Here is a 16,291-nt window from a genome sequence, read left to right as displayed (position 1 = left end):
CTTTCATTGAATAGTTTTATATAAGAGAGAAAATTTACGTAAAGAAAACCAGCCAAAAGCATCGATCGTCTCGAAAACTTCCAGCTGGCAATAAAGTTCAGCAAATAATTACTGGCTCATGTTTTGGTAAACTTCATTTAATGGCTTCGTAATGATTTGGTTGATGTCATTAATCGTTTGGCTTACTTGTTGCTCACTAGCCATTAAACGGTTAATGTTCTCATCTTCTTGAACTTTAACAGACATTGCTTGAATGTTTGCAATCTCTTCTTCTGTAGGTGCTTCACCTTGCATTTGTTTCTGTTGTAATTGTTGCGAAATCGCGCGGAATTCTTTGAATAACTCACGACTCTCATCGTTCGCTTCAATGGCAGCAACTGATTCTTTTAAATCATTATATGCTGGTAATGCTCTTAAGTCGCGCTCCAATTGATTCGCAGTATCATAAATATTGTTATTTTCTGTCATAATCTCTCTCCTTCTTAACTTCTATCTTAATATTAGCAAAATTAGACTCTCTTTACTACCAGAAACGGTTATAAATCTGAATTAATTTGAAAGTTACAAAGACGCATTTTCAAAACAAAATTAACTAGTTTATCCATCCCGAAACTTCCTCAACGACATTTGACCCAATTCTACCCACCTCATCAAGTAAATTACCTCCGTGTTCGGAAATAAACTCACCCGCATCATTCAGGAAGTACGTTGCTTGTTCTTGCCAATTATTCGCATTCTCCACAATGTTTGTAGACTCTTGAGTTTGTGACGCATAAGTGACATCGAAAGGCGTCTGTGGTGATTGATTCATTAGTGCGGTTGTCTGAAGATTGAATAAGGCACCCATACCAGTTGGCATTAGTTCATCTAAAGACGGTTGGCCTTCGACGTCTACTTCGTCTAAACCTGACCATGACACGACGACAAAGTCTGGTGTGTAACCAACCATCCATCGATCACGTGTATCCATATTTCCTTCTGCTACTTCGGTACTTCCAGTTTTACCAGCTAACATACCATAATCTGGCCCGGATCCATAACCGGTCCCGTACCCGCCATAAGTATCTAGCATCATACTTGTCATATCTGCAGCGACATTAGAAGTCATTACCATATGTTTCGTTGGTGATTCATTGTTGTAGACCTCTCGTCCCGTTGCATCTTCAATTCGACGAATAAAACTACTTTCATAACGAATACCTTCATTAGCAAAGGCTGAATATGCATTCGCTATTTGAAGTGGTGAAAGCCCTGGATTAATAACTCCAAGTGCTAAGGATAAATCTTGATTCTCTTGCGGGACATTAATACCAAATTGTCTTAATTTTCTGACCGATTCACTAATTCCAATTTCATCCATTAAGTGGACTGCTGTTGTATTCTTACTTTGCGCTAAGGCATAGTACAATTCAGTTTCTCCACCTGGTTCCGTATAATTATTATAATTATTTGGCGCATAATCATTCGCACCATGACCTTCCACGACATCCGGAACGATTGAATGCATATTGTAACCTTTCTCTAAAGCGGGTACATATACAGCCATTGGTTTAAGTGTTGAGCCTGGTAAGCGGTTCATGTCCGTTGCGCGGTTAAAGCCGCGGTAGACATAGTCACCTCGGCCACCGTAGACTGCCATAATCCCACCTGTATTTGGATCAATAACGACACTTGCACTTTGAACTAATGGTTCACCTGTGCCATCATCTGGAAATATCCATGTATTATCATATGAACTGTCAATGGCATTTTGATATGCAGGATTTAAATTCGTATATATTTTATAACCTTTTGATAATAAATCATCTTCTGGAATATCAGTCACTGCCACTGCTTCATTAATGACACCATCGAAGTAATAGGGATAAGTGTAACTATCCTCGACATAGTAATTATCATAAAGATATATTCCTTCAGCCATAATGGCATTGGCATCTTCTTGGGAGATGACATTATCAGAAGCCATCAATTGGGCCACTACATTCCGTCTTTCAATCGCCGCCTCATAGTCATCGATCGGATTAAATATCGATGGCCCTTTTAGCGTACCGGTTAGGACCATACTTTCATTATAGTTAAGTTGCGAAGCTGGATGTCCAAAGTATTTCTGAGAAGCATCCTCAATCCCCCAAACTCCGTTACCATAATAGGAATTGTTTAAATACATTTCTAAGATTTGATCTTTTGTATAATGCTTTTCAACTTCTATAGATAGAAAGAGTTCTTTAATCTTCCGTTGGAAAGTTTGATCGAGCGTTAAGAAGGCATTCTTCACCAATTGTTGGGTAATTGTACTCCCTCCACCGCCACTCGTATCTCGATTAATTAATAACCTAACGAAGGCTCGTCCAATACCAATCGTATCGAAACCATTATGTTCGTAAAAGCGTTTATCCTCAACGGCAACTAATGTTTCTCGCATCTGGGGCGAGATTTGTTCTAAAGGTACATAGGTCCCTTTTTGGGCCATTAAAGTACCAGCACTTGTATCATCATAAGCATAAATAGTTGTTTGAGACATGAGTCCTTCTTGCAAAGTTGCGACACTCGTTGTCTTAGCAATAAGAACAGAATAACTTGATAACAGTAAGGCAAACGTTAAGCCAATAAAGATTAACCATTTCCAACCACGGTAATATTGCCACATGGATTTTACTTTGTCCCAGGTCGTATTACTTTTTCTCGTCGGTCTCGTTGGTTGATTGTTATTTTCTTCCATAGTTTGCCTCCTTTCATTTTTTATTGTATAAATTAATATAGTATTATCTTACTTAATTGTTATCAGCCTAAGGACTGATAACTTTACTTATTATATAGATAAATTTCAGCAAGACAAGTCAGATTACACTAATTTAACTTAAGGACATTATAAGCAATAAGTGTGAAAAATAAATGAAATATTCGCTATCTTTAATAGGTATACCACTTTTAAGATATTTGATAACTTTTGAAATTGCCTATGCAATTATTGCATAACAAAAAACTACTGGATACAAACAAGATATCCAGTAGTTTTATTCATTTAATTATTCATTGAGTAATTCTTCATATAATTTAATATAGTCTCGAGCTGGGCCTTCCCAACTAAAGTCACTCTTCATTGCTTGCTCTACTAGCTGGTTCCAAGTTTCTTTATCATTGCGGTAGATATGTAAGGCTAAATTAATTACATCTATCATCGTTTGAGCATTAAATGGCGAGAAGCTGAACCCAGTCCCTTCACCAGTGAATTGATTATATGCCTGAACAGTATCTACAAGGCCACCAGTTTCGTGAACGATTGGTAAAGTCCCATATCTCATGGCCATCATCTGTGATAAACCACAAGGTTCAAACGCACTTGGCATTAAGAACATATCCGAACTCGCATAAATCATTTGAGCTAGCTCGACATCAAACATAATGCAAGAACGCATCTTATCGCGGTAAACTTCTTCAAAATATCTAAACGAGTTTTCAAATTGTTCTTCACCCGTACCAAGTAAGACGACTTGAACATCTTGTTGAAGTAAGTCATTCAATTTTTCTTCGATTAACTGGAAGCCTTTTTGATCTGTTAAACGACTTACCATTCCAATGATTGGTACATCAGGATTCTCTGGTAAACCTAAACGTCGTTGAAGTTCAAGTTTATTCTTAGTTTTCCCTGACATATCTTCAATTGAAAAATGATGTGGAATAAGTGGATCAGTTTCTGGATTGTTTGAATCATAGTCAATACCATTAATAATCCCACGTAATTTCCAACGATTATGACGAATCACAGCGTCTAAACCTTCACCAAATTCAGGTGTCGTAATTTCATTCGCGTAAGTTGGGCTGACGGTTGTTACACGATCAGAGAAATTAATTCCACCTTTTAGATAGTTAACTAATTCATTATATTTAACGCCGTCATCCGTAAAAGTGTTATAACTTGTCCCAAAGACATTCGTTAATATATTTGGATCATAAATTCCTTGGAAGCGAATATTATGAATCGTAATCACTTTACGAATTGACTTCAAGGCATTCTTCCAATGATATCTATCCACTAACATGGCTGGTATCATTGCTGTTTGCCAATCATTACAGTGCACAATATCTGGAATGAAGTCTACTACTTCCATCATTTCTATAATTGCGGTTGAGAAGTAAGCAAAGCGCTCGCCATCATCCCACTCACCGTATAAATCTGGTCGATCAAAATAACTTAAATTATCTATAAAGTAGTACATGACATTGTCATGTTTTAATGTTTTGATTCCGCAGTATACATTTTTATTTCCTAATTGAAAACGGAAATGAGAATGCTCCTCTAATTGGCTTTTGTATTTTTCTGGCATTTTTGTGTAATTCGGTAATACAACTCGAATATCAACGCCTTGTTTGACTAATTCCTTAGGTAATGCCGCAGCAACATCCCCTAGTCCTCCAGACTTAAAGAATGGTGCTGCTTCCGCTGAAGCAAATAAAACCTTCATTTTTACCCTCCTAGTCTGCTAATACGTGTGAATTTTTACCAATAACTTTAATATCATCGGGTGTTCCAATAATTTTAGCACCTGGTTCCACAACCGTATTCTTATCGATGATGGCATATTCGATTTGAGCACCTTCACCAACTTTAGTACCTTGTAAAAGGATACTGTTAAGAACAAGCGCATCACTTTCAACAACGACACGACGGTTTAATACCGAACGTTTAACTGTTCCTTTGATAAAAGTATCACTACCAACAAATGATTCTCTTACTACTGATTCAGGTGCATAATATGTTGGTGAACCATGTTTTGATTTTGTTAAAATCGGAATGCTCGTTTGGAATAATGAAGAAAAAGTTGGGAAACTTAATAAATCCATATTCGCTTTGTAGTATTTATCAATTGTATCAATATTTGAAGCGTAACCAGTATATTCAAATCCGTTTAATGAACAAGCTGTCGCATAATGTTGTAATAATTCATTAAGTTCTAGATAAACTTCATCTTCAGTAGCTTGATCTAAGATACTTAACATCTTATCAACACTTATGAAGTACATATTTAAACCAAGATTTACTTTCCCTTCTTGACTTGGTACGACATAGTCTGTGAATTTCTCGATCTCATCGCCATTAAAGACAATACCATGTGCTAACATTTCATCGTCAGAGATTTGATTTTCATCAAAATGTTTGTAGACAACTGTAATATCACGGTCATTTTGAATATGTTGTTGTCTAATTGCACGAATATCTACGTTTGCAATAATTTTACTTCCGGCAACGAAGACGTATTCTGCTTTTGATCTTTCTAAGAATAAGCGGTGGTTATAATAAAAATCTTCATTTTCATCAGATTTTGGATGACTTCTCTTCCAATCTTGGTGTGAGAAAGTAAAAATACCTCCACTGACTTCAGATTGTAAATCCCAAGCTGCTCCTGAGCGAACGTGGTCATAAATAGAACGACCAGACTCACCAATAAATAATCCTACCGAATCAATCTCAGCATATGCTAAGTCTGAAAGCATAAAGTCAATAATACGGTAACGTCCTGCGAATGGTAATCCAGCGATAGGACGATTGTTTGTTAAGGGTTTTAATTTAGTTGCATCTTCCGTTAAGTTTATAATTGCACAAATATTATTTTTCGCCATCATTCTTTGGGCCTCCTACCTTATCATAAAATCCAACTACAGCAATTTCATCTCTTGTTCCAACAACTTTCGCTCCGTCTGCGATCACTGCACCTTCACCAATGATTGCGTAATCTATCTCACAGTTTTCTCCAATGACAGCGTTAGACATAATGACTGAATTTGATACTGTAGTACCATGAGAAACGGTTACGTCTTGTGAAATAATTGAATCTGACACTTTACCTGCTACATAACTTCCGTCTACAATTAAAACATTCGAAATTTCTGCATCTTCAGTTAAGAACTGAGCACCCGTTACTTTATTTGATGTGTAGACTCTCCAAGAATTTCGCGTTTCATTTAATGGATGATCAGGATTTAAATATTCCATATTCGCTTCCCATAGACTTTCAATTGTTCCTACATCTTTCCAGTAACCCTCGAATGAATAAGCGAAACAGTTCTCAGCATTATCTAAATAAGTTGGGATAACATCATGACCAAAGTCTTCTAATACACGGTCTTTAGTTGAATCATTCACTAAATATCTACGAAGTGTTGGCCAGTCAAAGATATAAATACCCATTGAAGCTAAGTTGCTCTTTGGCTCTGCTGGTTTTTCTTCGAATTCGATAATGCGATTACTATGATCGGTATTCATAATTCCGAAACGTGATGCTTCGCTCATATCAACTGGGATGACCCCAACTGTTAAACTCGCGTTATTCTCAACGTGAAAATTGTACATTTCACTGTAATCCATCTTGTAAATATGGTCTCCTGATAAGATTAAGACGTTTTCAGGATTTAAAGAATCTATATAACTAATGTTTTGATAAATAGCGTTCGCAGTTCCTTTGAACCACTTCTCACCATCTGAACTAGAGTAAGGTTGTAGAATGGTTGCTCCACCATTACGGCTATTTAAGCCCCATGAAGCACCTTTACCGATATGTTCATTTAACTCTAATGGTTGGTATTGCGTAACAACCCCAACATTTTTAACTCCAGAGTTAGCACAATTACTTAAAGCAAAATCAATAATACGATACTTTCCACCAAAAGGTACGGCTGGTTTAGCGATATTCTTCGTTAGAACTCCTAATCGAGTTCCTTGTCCACCAGCTAAAATCATTGCTATCATTTCATGTTTCATTATACAGTTAGAATATTGTTGAACGTTGGCGAGACGGTTTAACTATGTTAACCAATATTCTATCTCCTTTCCTATTTCTTTACGCCTGAAATACGTTTGGGACGGATGTAAAGGACTGAAGTAGCAGGAATAATCGTCTTAATCGAAAACGGTTGGTCATTTGTTTCGAGTGCTTCGGTTTTTATATCTGGTATTGGGTCAACCCACGTACCACCGAATTCTTTCATTTCTGAATTTAATAAAACTTCATAAGTACCTTCGAATGGAACGCCAATGCGAACATCTTCTCTTTGTACAGGAACGAAGTTACAAATGATTATTAAGAAATCATTTATTTTTTTACTATGTCTAATAAAGGTTAAAACACCTTCGCCATAATTATCTGCATCTAATACCGTCAACCCATCTACGGAATGATCTAATTGATGCAGCGATTTTTCTTTAAGACCTAAATGATTTAAAGTACTCATGTAGTGTTGGTACTCTCGATTGAATTCTCTTTCCAAATCAATCCACTCTAATTCATTATAATATCGCCACTCTAAGTATTGACCAATTTCATTACCCATGAAATGCAATACTTTCCCAGGTTGCGCCATCATATAGCCGTGAATAAGTCTTAATGTTGCAAATTGATTGTATCGGTCTCCTTGAATCTTACCTAACATTGAATGTTTACCATGCACAACTTCATCATGCGAGTAAGGAAGGATATAGTTTTCATTTAACTGATACATGAAAACAAAAGTAATTAGCGTTAAATTTTTTGGTCGATAGAGCGGATCCATCTCAAAGAATTTCAACGTATCATTCATCCACCCCATGTTCCATTTAAAGTCAAACCCAAGGCCACCTTCATCGACACTCTTTGTGATGCCGTTCCAGTTAGTACTTTCCTCAGCCATCATGATCGCTTGGGGCCATTCTTCATGAACAACAGTGTTTAATTTCTGTAAGAAATCAACACCTTCAAGCTTAATGTTAGTTCCTTCTTCATTCGGAGTCCACGGTCCTTCATCAAAATCTAAGTAAAGCATATTAGATACGGCATCTACTCGAATGCCATCTATGTGGAACTCTTTTAACCAGAATAATGCGTTGGAGATTAAGAAACTTTGAACTTGAGTTCTTCCTAAGTCAAAATTAAGTGTTCCCCAGCCAACATTATTTGCTTTATTCAAATCTTCATATTCAAAAGTTGGAGTACCATCAAAATATGATAAGCCGTTTGAATTACGTGAATAATGCCCTGGTACCCAATCAACAAGAACACCAATACCGTTTTGATGGGCATAATCAACAAATTCTTGTAATTCATCTACAGTTCCATATCTTCCACATACTGCATAAAATCCAGTTATTTGATAACCCCAAGAGGCATCTAAGGGGTGATCCATTAACGGCATTAATTCGATATGCGTGTAACCCATCTTCTTAACATAAGGTATTAATGTTTCAGCAAGTTCTTGGAAACTATAATCGCTTCCATCGGGATGTTGACGCCAAGAACTAAAATGAACCTCATAAATTTGTAAAGGTTCTTCTAGTATGTTCTTCTTACGCTGATCTTTAATCCAATTTGAGTCATTCCACTCATAGTTGGGTAAATCCCAAACAATTGACGCATCTTTCGGTGCCGTCTCATGTCGGTAGGCAAATGGATCCATCTTGTATTCAATATGTCCGATACCATTATCGATACCATATTTGTAATGTTGACCCTTTAAATCTTCATTAAAGTATATTGACCAAATGCCTCCATCAATATATTCTAATTCCTTCAGATTCCAATTTGTAAAGTCACCTTGAATAAACACTTGTTTCGCATTTGGTGCCCAAACATTAAATCGATAACCAATCTTACTGCCGTCTTCAACCCGCTGACTTCCTAAAAATTTATAGGCTTGTCTGTGGGTTCCTTGATTGAAATAATAAATATCTTTTTCAAAATTCGAAGCCTTGGCAAGTTCACTGTTCATTAACTCCCCTCCTTATTAGCATCTAGTACTATGGTTTTATTATAACATGAAAGCGCTTTACTTTGTATCATTCTATTAACTCCCGTAACAATATTTTGCAATAAAATATATTTAACACTGTTCATATTTTCATTATAACCTATATCTCATTTTTATTTAATCAAAAAATGAAAATTTACATTTTCTTAACAATTAAATTCGTTTATTGCACAAAAAAACCACGAAGAATTAATTCTTCGTGGTTTTATTCGAACGGTGAAATTAATATAATTAATCGAAGTCTCTGTTCACAGCAGAGAGCTTGCTATACTCGTCTTCCCGACGTTGATGTTAATCAGTAGTATATCACCTTGCAATCTACCTGATCGCTTTTCGACTCATCGCATATTACTATTATATAGCATTATCATTTTTTAGCAATTACTTTTTTGACTTATTTAATTAGATTATGATTAAATAAGTCCCTTTTTATTTTATTTATACTCATTCATTTAATTTTATCTTGAGTTTTAATTAACTAATACACTTAAAGTTTTCATAAAATATTTTAATTCGGTGATGAAAGCTGTTTCATTTATACTTTTTTATTTATTTTATTCCCGCTTTATAAAGTTAGTAAACAATATCTATCAGTCTTTGTCCGTAATATATTATTTTTATTAGAATAAGATTAAAATTAGTGTTGATTTTTAATCTTAATTATTATACACTAACTTTACCAACAAAAAAGGAGGCAAAGTATTATGCAAAAATCTAACCCAAACATTCAATCTAACAGTCATCGATGCTTTGCCATCCAAAATATAGCTTTATTATTATTATTAGACATGTGATAGGATTTTAATCATTAATGATTAGAGTCCTATTCCTCGTGAATTCGGGCTCATGTCAAATGACGAGCCTGAATAACTCAGGCTCGTTTTTTTGTTGACTATTACTAAATAAATGAGGTGGTAAAAGTGGATAGCTTATCAGACTTATCGGATTTATCAGATTTATACATGACTTTAAAATACACAATTTACCAAATTAAACTAGGAGGAACTTAAATGTTCAATTCAATTAGAAAAAATCTTACAAAAATTATTGCTACTGCTACCATTGCTACTAGTGCGTTCACGCCTGCCTTTACTGCTTTTGCCCAAGATGAAGATCCAATTAATCTAGGTGTTATTTATGAATTATCTGGTGCCGTAGCAGCTTACGGAATTACACAGTCCAACGCCATTAAGATGGCGGTTGAAGAAATTAATGAAGATGGCGGAGTGATGGGTCGTCCTTTTAATATCGTTGAGTACGATACTAAATCAGATGATACGGAAGCTGCAATGATTGCGACTCGTTTAGCAACTCAAGATGATGTTGTTGCTATGGTTGGGCCTGCGACGACAAGTCAAATGCAAGCAGCGATCCCAGCAGCAAATGAATATCAAATCCCATTAATTTCTCCATCCGTGACTAATAATGATATTACCTTCGATGACGATGGAAATGTTCAGCCCTTCGTATACCGTTCATCATGGCCAAATTCATTCCAGGGTTCTGGGATTGCTAAATTCGGATACGAAAATATGGAAGCAGAAAAGATGGTCGTTCTATATGATAACTCAAGTGATTATGGTTCTGGGCTATATGATAATTTTGTTGAAGGTTATGAAGGAGAGATTGTCCATACTGAAACTTTCACACCGGAGATGAATGACTTTAGTGCGATTATCTCAAACATTGCTGCTCAAGATTTTGATGCAATTACTATACTAGCCTTTTATCAAACTGCTGGTCCAATTGTTAAACAAGCTCGCGAGTTTGGTATCGATGCTCCAATATTAGGTTCTAATGGATTCGGTAATGATATTATTTATGAATTGGCTGGCGCTGAGAATATGAATAACGTCTACTACGCTTCACTTTACCCTATTCAAGATGAAGACGAATTTGTTGAAAAATACCGTGATCAATTTGACTCAGATCCAGATATGTTTGCTGCCTTAGCTTACGACACAATTTATATGCTTAAAAGTGCCATTGAACAAGCAGGTAGTGATGACCCAGTTGCAGTCAATGAAGCGCTTGAAAATCTTGAAGAATTCTCTGGAATTACCGGCGACTTTATCTTTGATGAAAACCATAACCCGACAAAAAATGTTGTAAATATGATTGAAATTCAAAATGCTGAAGAAACTGCAGTTCATGAAGTTGTCTTTGACTAAAAATAGAAGTACCCAAAAAACCGCTACAAGCTTGAATTCAAGCTTGTAGCGGTTTTTTGGTGTATTGTTATTTGTTAGACATTACTTCTAAACGGTATCCATCTGGATCTGTAATAAAGAAGTATGTAGTTGAATTATCTGATAAAGATTTCATTTCTGTCATTTCATAGCCAGATGCTTTTGCTTTTTCGAAAGTTTCTTCTAAGTTATCAACACCTAAAGCTAAATGACTGAATCCATTACCGATTGTATAAGGTTCTGAATCATAATTGTAAGTAAGCTCTAATTCAAAATTACTTCCAGGAACCGTTAAGTAAGACAAAGTAAATTCATCTTCTGGAAAATCTTTCTCACGACTCACTTCAAAATCAAATACACCCATATAGAATTCTTTTGATGCTTTTAAATCTTGCACACGAATACAAGCATGTAGTAATGTTTGTGCCATTCTCTCACTCCTCATTTATAATAAATTAAATATATCAGATATACGAACGACTCACAAATTATTGGCTTTACATATCCATCGTTGAGAATGCAAATGGTACTAAACCTTCCACACTAGTTTCTAAAACTTTTCCATCTTTACGCGTTAAGTATACTGGTGTCTCGGGTTCACAAAATTCGACCATCACTTGACGACAAATACTGCAAGGTGGTAGAAATTCATCTGTATCGCCTGAAACCGCAATCGCTTTAATCGTTTTAGGTTGATAACCTTGACTGATTGCTGTGAAAATTGCGCTACGTTCTGCACAATTAGTTGCACCGAAGGAAACGTTTTCAATGTTGACCCCAGTAAATAATTCTCCATCGTTCATTTCAATTGCTGCACCAACTCTAAAATTTGAATAAGGAGAATACGAATTAGGTTTAATATTTATTGCTTCTTCAACTAAATTATCTATCTTTTCTTGCTTCATACTAACACCATCCTTTTATTTGTAACTATATTATAGCTTATTATCAGTTAAAATAATTATTTTTTGTCAAAAAAAGTCTTTTAAGTGAAGAAGTTACCCCTCACTTAAAAAACTTTATACATGACTAGTTATCAAATTTATTTCTTAATTGTTCTCCATCAAAAAGGTACTCTTTATCTTCTGTTACTAAAACTGGGATACCTACTTGATTTGTTTCTTTTTTATCATTAAAGACAGCTTCATTATCACGAACTGCCAAGAATTCTTTTAGGTTAGAAATCGATTCAGTGATATTCACACTTTTGAAACGAACCTCTAAACGGTTCAACTCATTTAGAAACGATTTGGTGTCTGGACATACATCACTATAATATAAAATATTGTTTTCCATTTTTTCACTCCTATTTTTTACCTAATTTATTTATACGTTACATTCCTCATAATTTCAACTATGATGATTTGCTCATCATTCAACTTTTAAGTATAATTGGACAGTGAGTGATAAAATTCGATAGAAAAAACTTGAATTCTATTTAATATTTATTGTCATATTAATGGAGGTAACAATGGAAAAAAAAGAAAAAAACGATAACCAAAGTTGGTTGCTTCGTTTCGTAAAAGGTATGTTTGTTGGATCAGGCTTTATTGTTCCTGGTGTTAGCGGGGGTGCACTTGCAGCAATCTTCGGTATCTATGAAAGAATCATTAATTTTTTAGCTAATATTACTAAAAACTTTAAAGAAAATGTTCGCTTCTTTTTACCTGTTGGTATTGGGGCGTTGGTAGGTATTGCCATTCTTTCTTGGGGAATTAGTTATTTACTTGGTTCTTTCGAAGTCATTATTACTTGGTTCTTTATTGGTGCTATTGTTGGAACCGCTCCGGCTCTTTGGGCTGAAGCTGGAAAAGAAGGGCGTGATAGAAAAGATTATATAATTATGATCATCGCTTTTGTTTTCGGTATTATTCTACTTGGTTTTGGGACTCAGCTATTCAACGGTGCGGTTCAACCAAGTTTTATTGCTTGGATGGTCTGTGGTGCTTTAATTGCATTGGGAATCTTAATCCCCGGAATGAGCCCATCAAACTTTATTCTATATATGGGATTATATCAAGCAATGGCAGACGGATTTAAAACTTTTGATTTGGTTATCATTATTCCAATCGGAATTGGTGGTTTAATCACTATTTTATTACTTGCTAGAGTGATCGAGAAGATTTTCAGTACAAATTATAGTGAATTCTTCCACTTTATCGTTGGAATTGTGTTGGCATCAACTATAATGATTGTACCTCTTGGTTCAAAATACGCTGGCTTTAGCTTTTTAGAATTCTTGATGTGTTTTGTATTATTCACTCTGGGTGCTCTTTTAGGCTGGTGGATGTCACAACTTGAAAATCGTTATAAGTAAACTAATATTTAATAAAGCTCCTCATTTAATCCTGATATTGGGTTAAATGAGGAGCTTTTTGGTACAGCTGATTATAAGACTAGTTCTGCTTCGACAATTTCTTGGATATACCTTTGTGTATTATTCTCTGCATGCTTAAATGTAATTATGTCTAAAAGCATCGACAGTGCGCTATTCCCTAATTTTTGAGCATTAATATCCATGAATAACTCGTACTTTTCACAAGATTTATGAGACTCATATGCTTTAAAAGTTGCCATTGGAATAGGCTCTTTTCCAGCTGTTTCCCAGCCAGAACGAATCCCCCGAGCAACCAGCTGGTCAGCTATAACCACCCCATCTAATTCGGGCAATTCTAATAATTTTTCAACTAATTGATATCCCACGTTTGATAGGAATTGAAACTCATTAAATACAAGCGACTGATCCACTTCTATCCCATGCTCTTCAAGCGCTTTACGATACCCTTCATATCTTAATTCGATAAAGTTTAACGACTTCTCTCCCCCAACAAAAGCAATCTTTTTCCCGCCTTGCTTAATAATTTGAGAAGTTACTTCATATGACATGTCCTCATTGTCATTATCCACTGAGTTCACCGCTTTAATTGATGGCGTCCCAATAACAACAAATGGAAAATCAATTTCTTTTAAGAAATGAATAATTTTGTCATTAATTTTTGAATAAAGAAAAATCAGTCCATCAACTTGTTTACCAAATACCATAGTCTTAATTCGATCGAGTCTCTCATCTTCCGTATTACCTGAACTTAAAAGTAATGTATACTTTTCTTCATTTGCTACTTCATTCATACCACGTAACACTGTTGGAAAGAATGGATTTTGATAAAAAGTATCTGTATTATCTGGTAATACTAAGCCTATAATACGTGAAGTACTATTCACAAGGCTCCTTGCATTCATATTTGGATAATACTTTAATTCATCCATAATTGTTCTGACTTTTGTCTTTGTCTTTTCACTGATTGATGGGCTATTTGATATAACCCTAGAAACAGTAGAGGGAGAAACTCCTGCTACTCTAGCAACATCTTTTATTGTTACTGACATTTTTACACCTCAATCTGATAATTCGTCCCTTTTACGCAAACGATTGCGTTTTTTTAATTATACTAAAACATTGTCTTTAAAGCAATCACAGTCTGTAATAAAATATTTTAATCGCTTTCATTACGAAAACGTTTGTTTTTTATTTGTTTCTCTCTTATAATGGAATTGTATTAATTATTACATCTCCTTTTCGTTATGTAAGAGTTTTCAGTTATCTTAGCGAAAGCTTTTGCATAACGGAAAGGATACAAGAAAATTTTTTTAGTAGGAGGTTATACAATTTGACACGTACAAGTGGTGTATTAATGCACATATCATCATTGCCAGGCCCTTTTGGCATTGGAACATTTGGACAATCTGCTTATGATTTTGTTGATTTTCTAAAAGAGACGAAACAAACTCATTGGCAAATTCTTCCGTTAACAACAACCAGTTACGGTGACTCGCCTTATCAGTCCTTTTCAGCTTTTGCGGGTAATACGTATTTTATAGACTATACTCTTTTAGAAGAAGATGGTTTATTAGTGAAAAGTGATTATGAATCAGTCAACTTTGGAGATGATCCTGAAAAAGTGGATTATAGTTTAATTTACAAAGTTAAACGCCCTATCTTAGAAAAAGCTGTGAAACGGTTTATTGAACTGGGTGACTTTGACGATTACTACCGCTTTGAAGAAGCAAATAAGGATTGGCTCATTGATTTTAGTGAATTTATGAGTATTAAAGAAAGTTTCAATGAAGAACCTTGGTATAACTGGGACGAAGCGAGTATTAATCGAGAACCTGAAACAATGAAGGAATATCGTGAGACACTCAGTGATCAAATTAATTATCATAAAGTGACTCAATATTTATTCTTTAAACAATATAATCAATTAAAGAAATATGCGAATGATAATCACATTCAAATTGTTGGGGACATCCCTATCTACGTATCTAGAGATAGTGTAGAAATGTGGGCAACACCTCAATACTTCAAGATGAAGAACAAAGTAGAACCAACGCATGTTGCTGGAACACCGCCAGATAGCTTTTCAGATGACGGGCAATTCTGGGGGAATCCAATTTATGATTGGGAATATATGAAGGAAAATGGCTATGACTGGTGGATTTGGAGATTAAAAGAAAGCTTTAATCTATACGATGTTGTTCGTATTGACCATTTCCGTGGGTTTGAATCTTTCTGGGAAGTTCCTTACGGCTCAAAATCATCGGCAGCGGGTCAATGGACAAAAGGTCCTGGCTATGACTTATTCAAACATATTACTGATGCCCTTGGTGAACTAAATATTATTGCTGAAGACTTAGGTTTCATGACTCAAGAAGTTATTGATATGCGTGATAAGACTGGTTATCCTGGTATGAAGATTTTACAATTTGGTTTTAATGGTTTCGAGGATAGTATCGAACTACCCCATAACTACATTCCGAATACTGCAGCCTATGTGGGAACGCATGATAATATGACTGCTCGTGGATGGTATGAAGATACTACGAACCAAGCAATGAGAGACCAATTAGATTCTTACTTAAACAGACGTCCTGGAGAAAAAATCTCTGAAGCATTAAACCGTGGAATCGCTTCTTCTGTGAGTGATTTCGCCATTTACACAATGCAAGACTTACTCGATTTAGATAATAGTGCCCGAATGAATGAACCATCAACCATTGGGCATAACTGGCAATGGCGTATGTTAGACGGTGCGATTGATGAACCTCTTAAAGAGTCATTAACTAAACTCACTGTCGAGTACTTCCGTGCACCTCAACAATATAACCCTGAGCAAACTGAAGAAAATACGGATGAATACGTTGAGTTGGAAGCATCAGACACTAAAGGTGAGTATCACCCAGCACCAGAATTAGATGATGTGGAAACAGATATATAAGAGTTATTAGTGTCTATTTACTTTTATAATCAGTAATATATATGTAGTACG

The 16,291-nt window shown here is 35.4% G+C and carries 13 protein-coding genes; 3 read left to right on the top strand and 10 right to left on the bottom strand.

The genetic code is table 11. The annotated features are described in order from the left end of the window. Positions 1-108: 108 nt before the first annotated feature. The 6 genes from ACFO5Y_RS07285 to glgB form a co-directional block, all read right to left on the bottom strand. Entirely contained in the window at positions 109-468 is a 360-nt protein-coding gene (locus tag ACFO5Y_RS07285) for a YlbF/YmcA family competence regulator (RefSeq protein WP_197104694.1), read from the bottom strand. Between the two features lie 124 nt (positions 469-592). Beyond that, the gene (locus tag ACFO5Y_RS07280; protein ID WP_197104693.1) at positions 593-2,719 is read right to left on the bottom strand and encodes a transglycosylase domain-containing protein; all 2,127 of its coding nucleotides are present in this window, start codon (positions 2,717-2,719) and stop codon (positions 593-595) included. Between the two features lie 307 nt (positions 2,720-3,026). Further along, positions 3,027-4,463: a glycogen synthase GlgA gene (glgA, locus tag ACFO5Y_RS07275; RefSeq protein ID WP_197104692.1), complete on the bottom strand. Its 1,437-nt coding sequence runs from the start codon at positions 4,461-4,463 to the stop codon at positions 3,027-3,029. 10 nt (positions 4,464-4,473) lie between these two features. Then, positions 4,474-5,622, bottom strand: coding sequence for a glucose-1-phosphate adenylyltransferase subunit GlgD (gene glgD / locus ACFO5Y_RS07270; protein WP_231606900.1), 1,149 nt, complete (start codon positions 5,620-5,622; stop codon positions 4,474-4,476). Beyond that, positions 5,606-6,757, bottom strand: a complete 1,152-nt coding sequence (locus ACFO5Y_RS07265; RefSeq protein WP_197104691.1) for a glucose-1-phosphate adenylyltransferase — start codon at positions 6,755-6,757, stop codon at positions 5,606-5,608. Before ACFO5Y_RS07265 ends, glgD begins: the two co-directional genes overlap by 17 nt. A gap of 71 nt (positions 6,758-6,828) precedes the next feature. Then, positions 6,829-8,736, bottom strand: a complete 1,908-nt coding sequence (glgB, locus tag ACFO5Y_RS07260; protein WP_197104690.1) for a 1,4-alpha-glucan branching protein GlgB — start codon at positions 8,734-8,736, stop codon at positions 6,829-6,831. A 1,049-nt stretch (positions 8,737-9,785) separates the two neighbouring features. On the opposite strand from glgB, the gene ACFO5Y_RS07255 reads away from it, so the two are divergent. Further along, positions 9,786-10,946 carry an ABC transporter substrate-binding protein gene (locus ACFO5Y_RS07255; protein ID WP_197104689.1) on the top strand — a complete coding sequence of 387 codons (1,161 nt, stop codon included), beginning with the start codon at positions 9,786-9,788 and terminating at the stop codon, positions 10,944-10,946. Positions 10,947-11,013: 67 nt separating this feature from the next. Here ACFO5Y_RS07255 and gloA read toward each other — a convergent pair whose 3' ends face one another. The 3 genes from gloA to ACFO5Y_RS07240 all read right to left on the bottom strand — a co-directional run bounded on the left by gloA (position 11,014) and on the right by ACFO5Y_RS07240 (position 12,260). Next, positions 11,014-11,394, bottom strand: coding sequence for a lactoylglutathione lyase (gloA, locus tag ACFO5Y_RS07250; RefSeq protein WP_197104688.1), 381 nt, complete (start codon positions 11,392-11,394; stop codon positions 11,014-11,016). 67 nt (positions 11,395-11,461) lie between these two features. Beyond that, positions 11,462-11,869, bottom strand: coding sequence for a cytidine deaminase (gene cdd, locus ACFO5Y_RS07245; protein WP_138405437.1), 408 nt, complete (start codon positions 11,867-11,869; stop codon positions 11,462-11,464). A 124-nt stretch (positions 11,870-11,993) separates the two neighbouring features. After that, a complete protein-coding gene (locus ACFO5Y_RS07240; RefSeq protein WP_138405436.1) occupies positions 11,994-12,260 on the bottom strand; it encodes a glutaredoxin in 267 nt (88 codons plus the stop codon). Positions 12,261-12,435: 175 nt separating this feature from the next. Between ACFO5Y_RS07240 and ACFO5Y_RS07235 the strand changes: the two genes are divergently transcribed. Then, positions 12,436-13,281, top strand: coding sequence for a DUF368 domain-containing protein (locus tag ACFO5Y_RS07235; RefSeq protein WP_197104687.1), 846 nt, complete (start codon positions 12,436-12,438; stop codon positions 13,279-13,281). A gap of 71 nt (positions 13,282-13,352) precedes the next feature. Here ACFO5Y_RS07235 and ACFO5Y_RS07230 read toward each other — a convergent pair whose 3' ends face one another. Next, entirely contained in the window at positions 13,353-14,351 is a 999-nt protein-coding gene (locus ACFO5Y_RS07230) for a LacI family DNA-binding transcriptional regulator (RefSeq protein WP_197104686.1), read from the bottom strand. A 245-nt stretch (positions 14,352-14,596) separates the two neighbouring features. On the opposite strand from ACFO5Y_RS07230, the gene malQ reads away from it, so the two are divergent. After that, positions 14,597-16,240 (top strand): 4-alpha-glucanotransferase, encoded by a 1,644-nt coding sequence (gene malQ, locus ACFO5Y_RS07225; protein WP_331459526.1) that lies wholly within the window; start codon positions 14,597-14,599, stop codon positions 16,238-16,240. Positions 16,241-16,291 lie beyond the last annotated feature (51 nt).

This window comes from Ruoffia tabacinasalis (assembly GCF_042652985.1).
In the GTDB taxonomy this organism is placed as follows: domain Bacteria; phylum Bacillota; class Bacilli; order Lactobacillales; family Aerococcaceae; genus Ruoffia; species Ruoffia tabacinasalis.
This window is presented reverse-complemented; position numbering and strand designations above follow the sequence as displayed.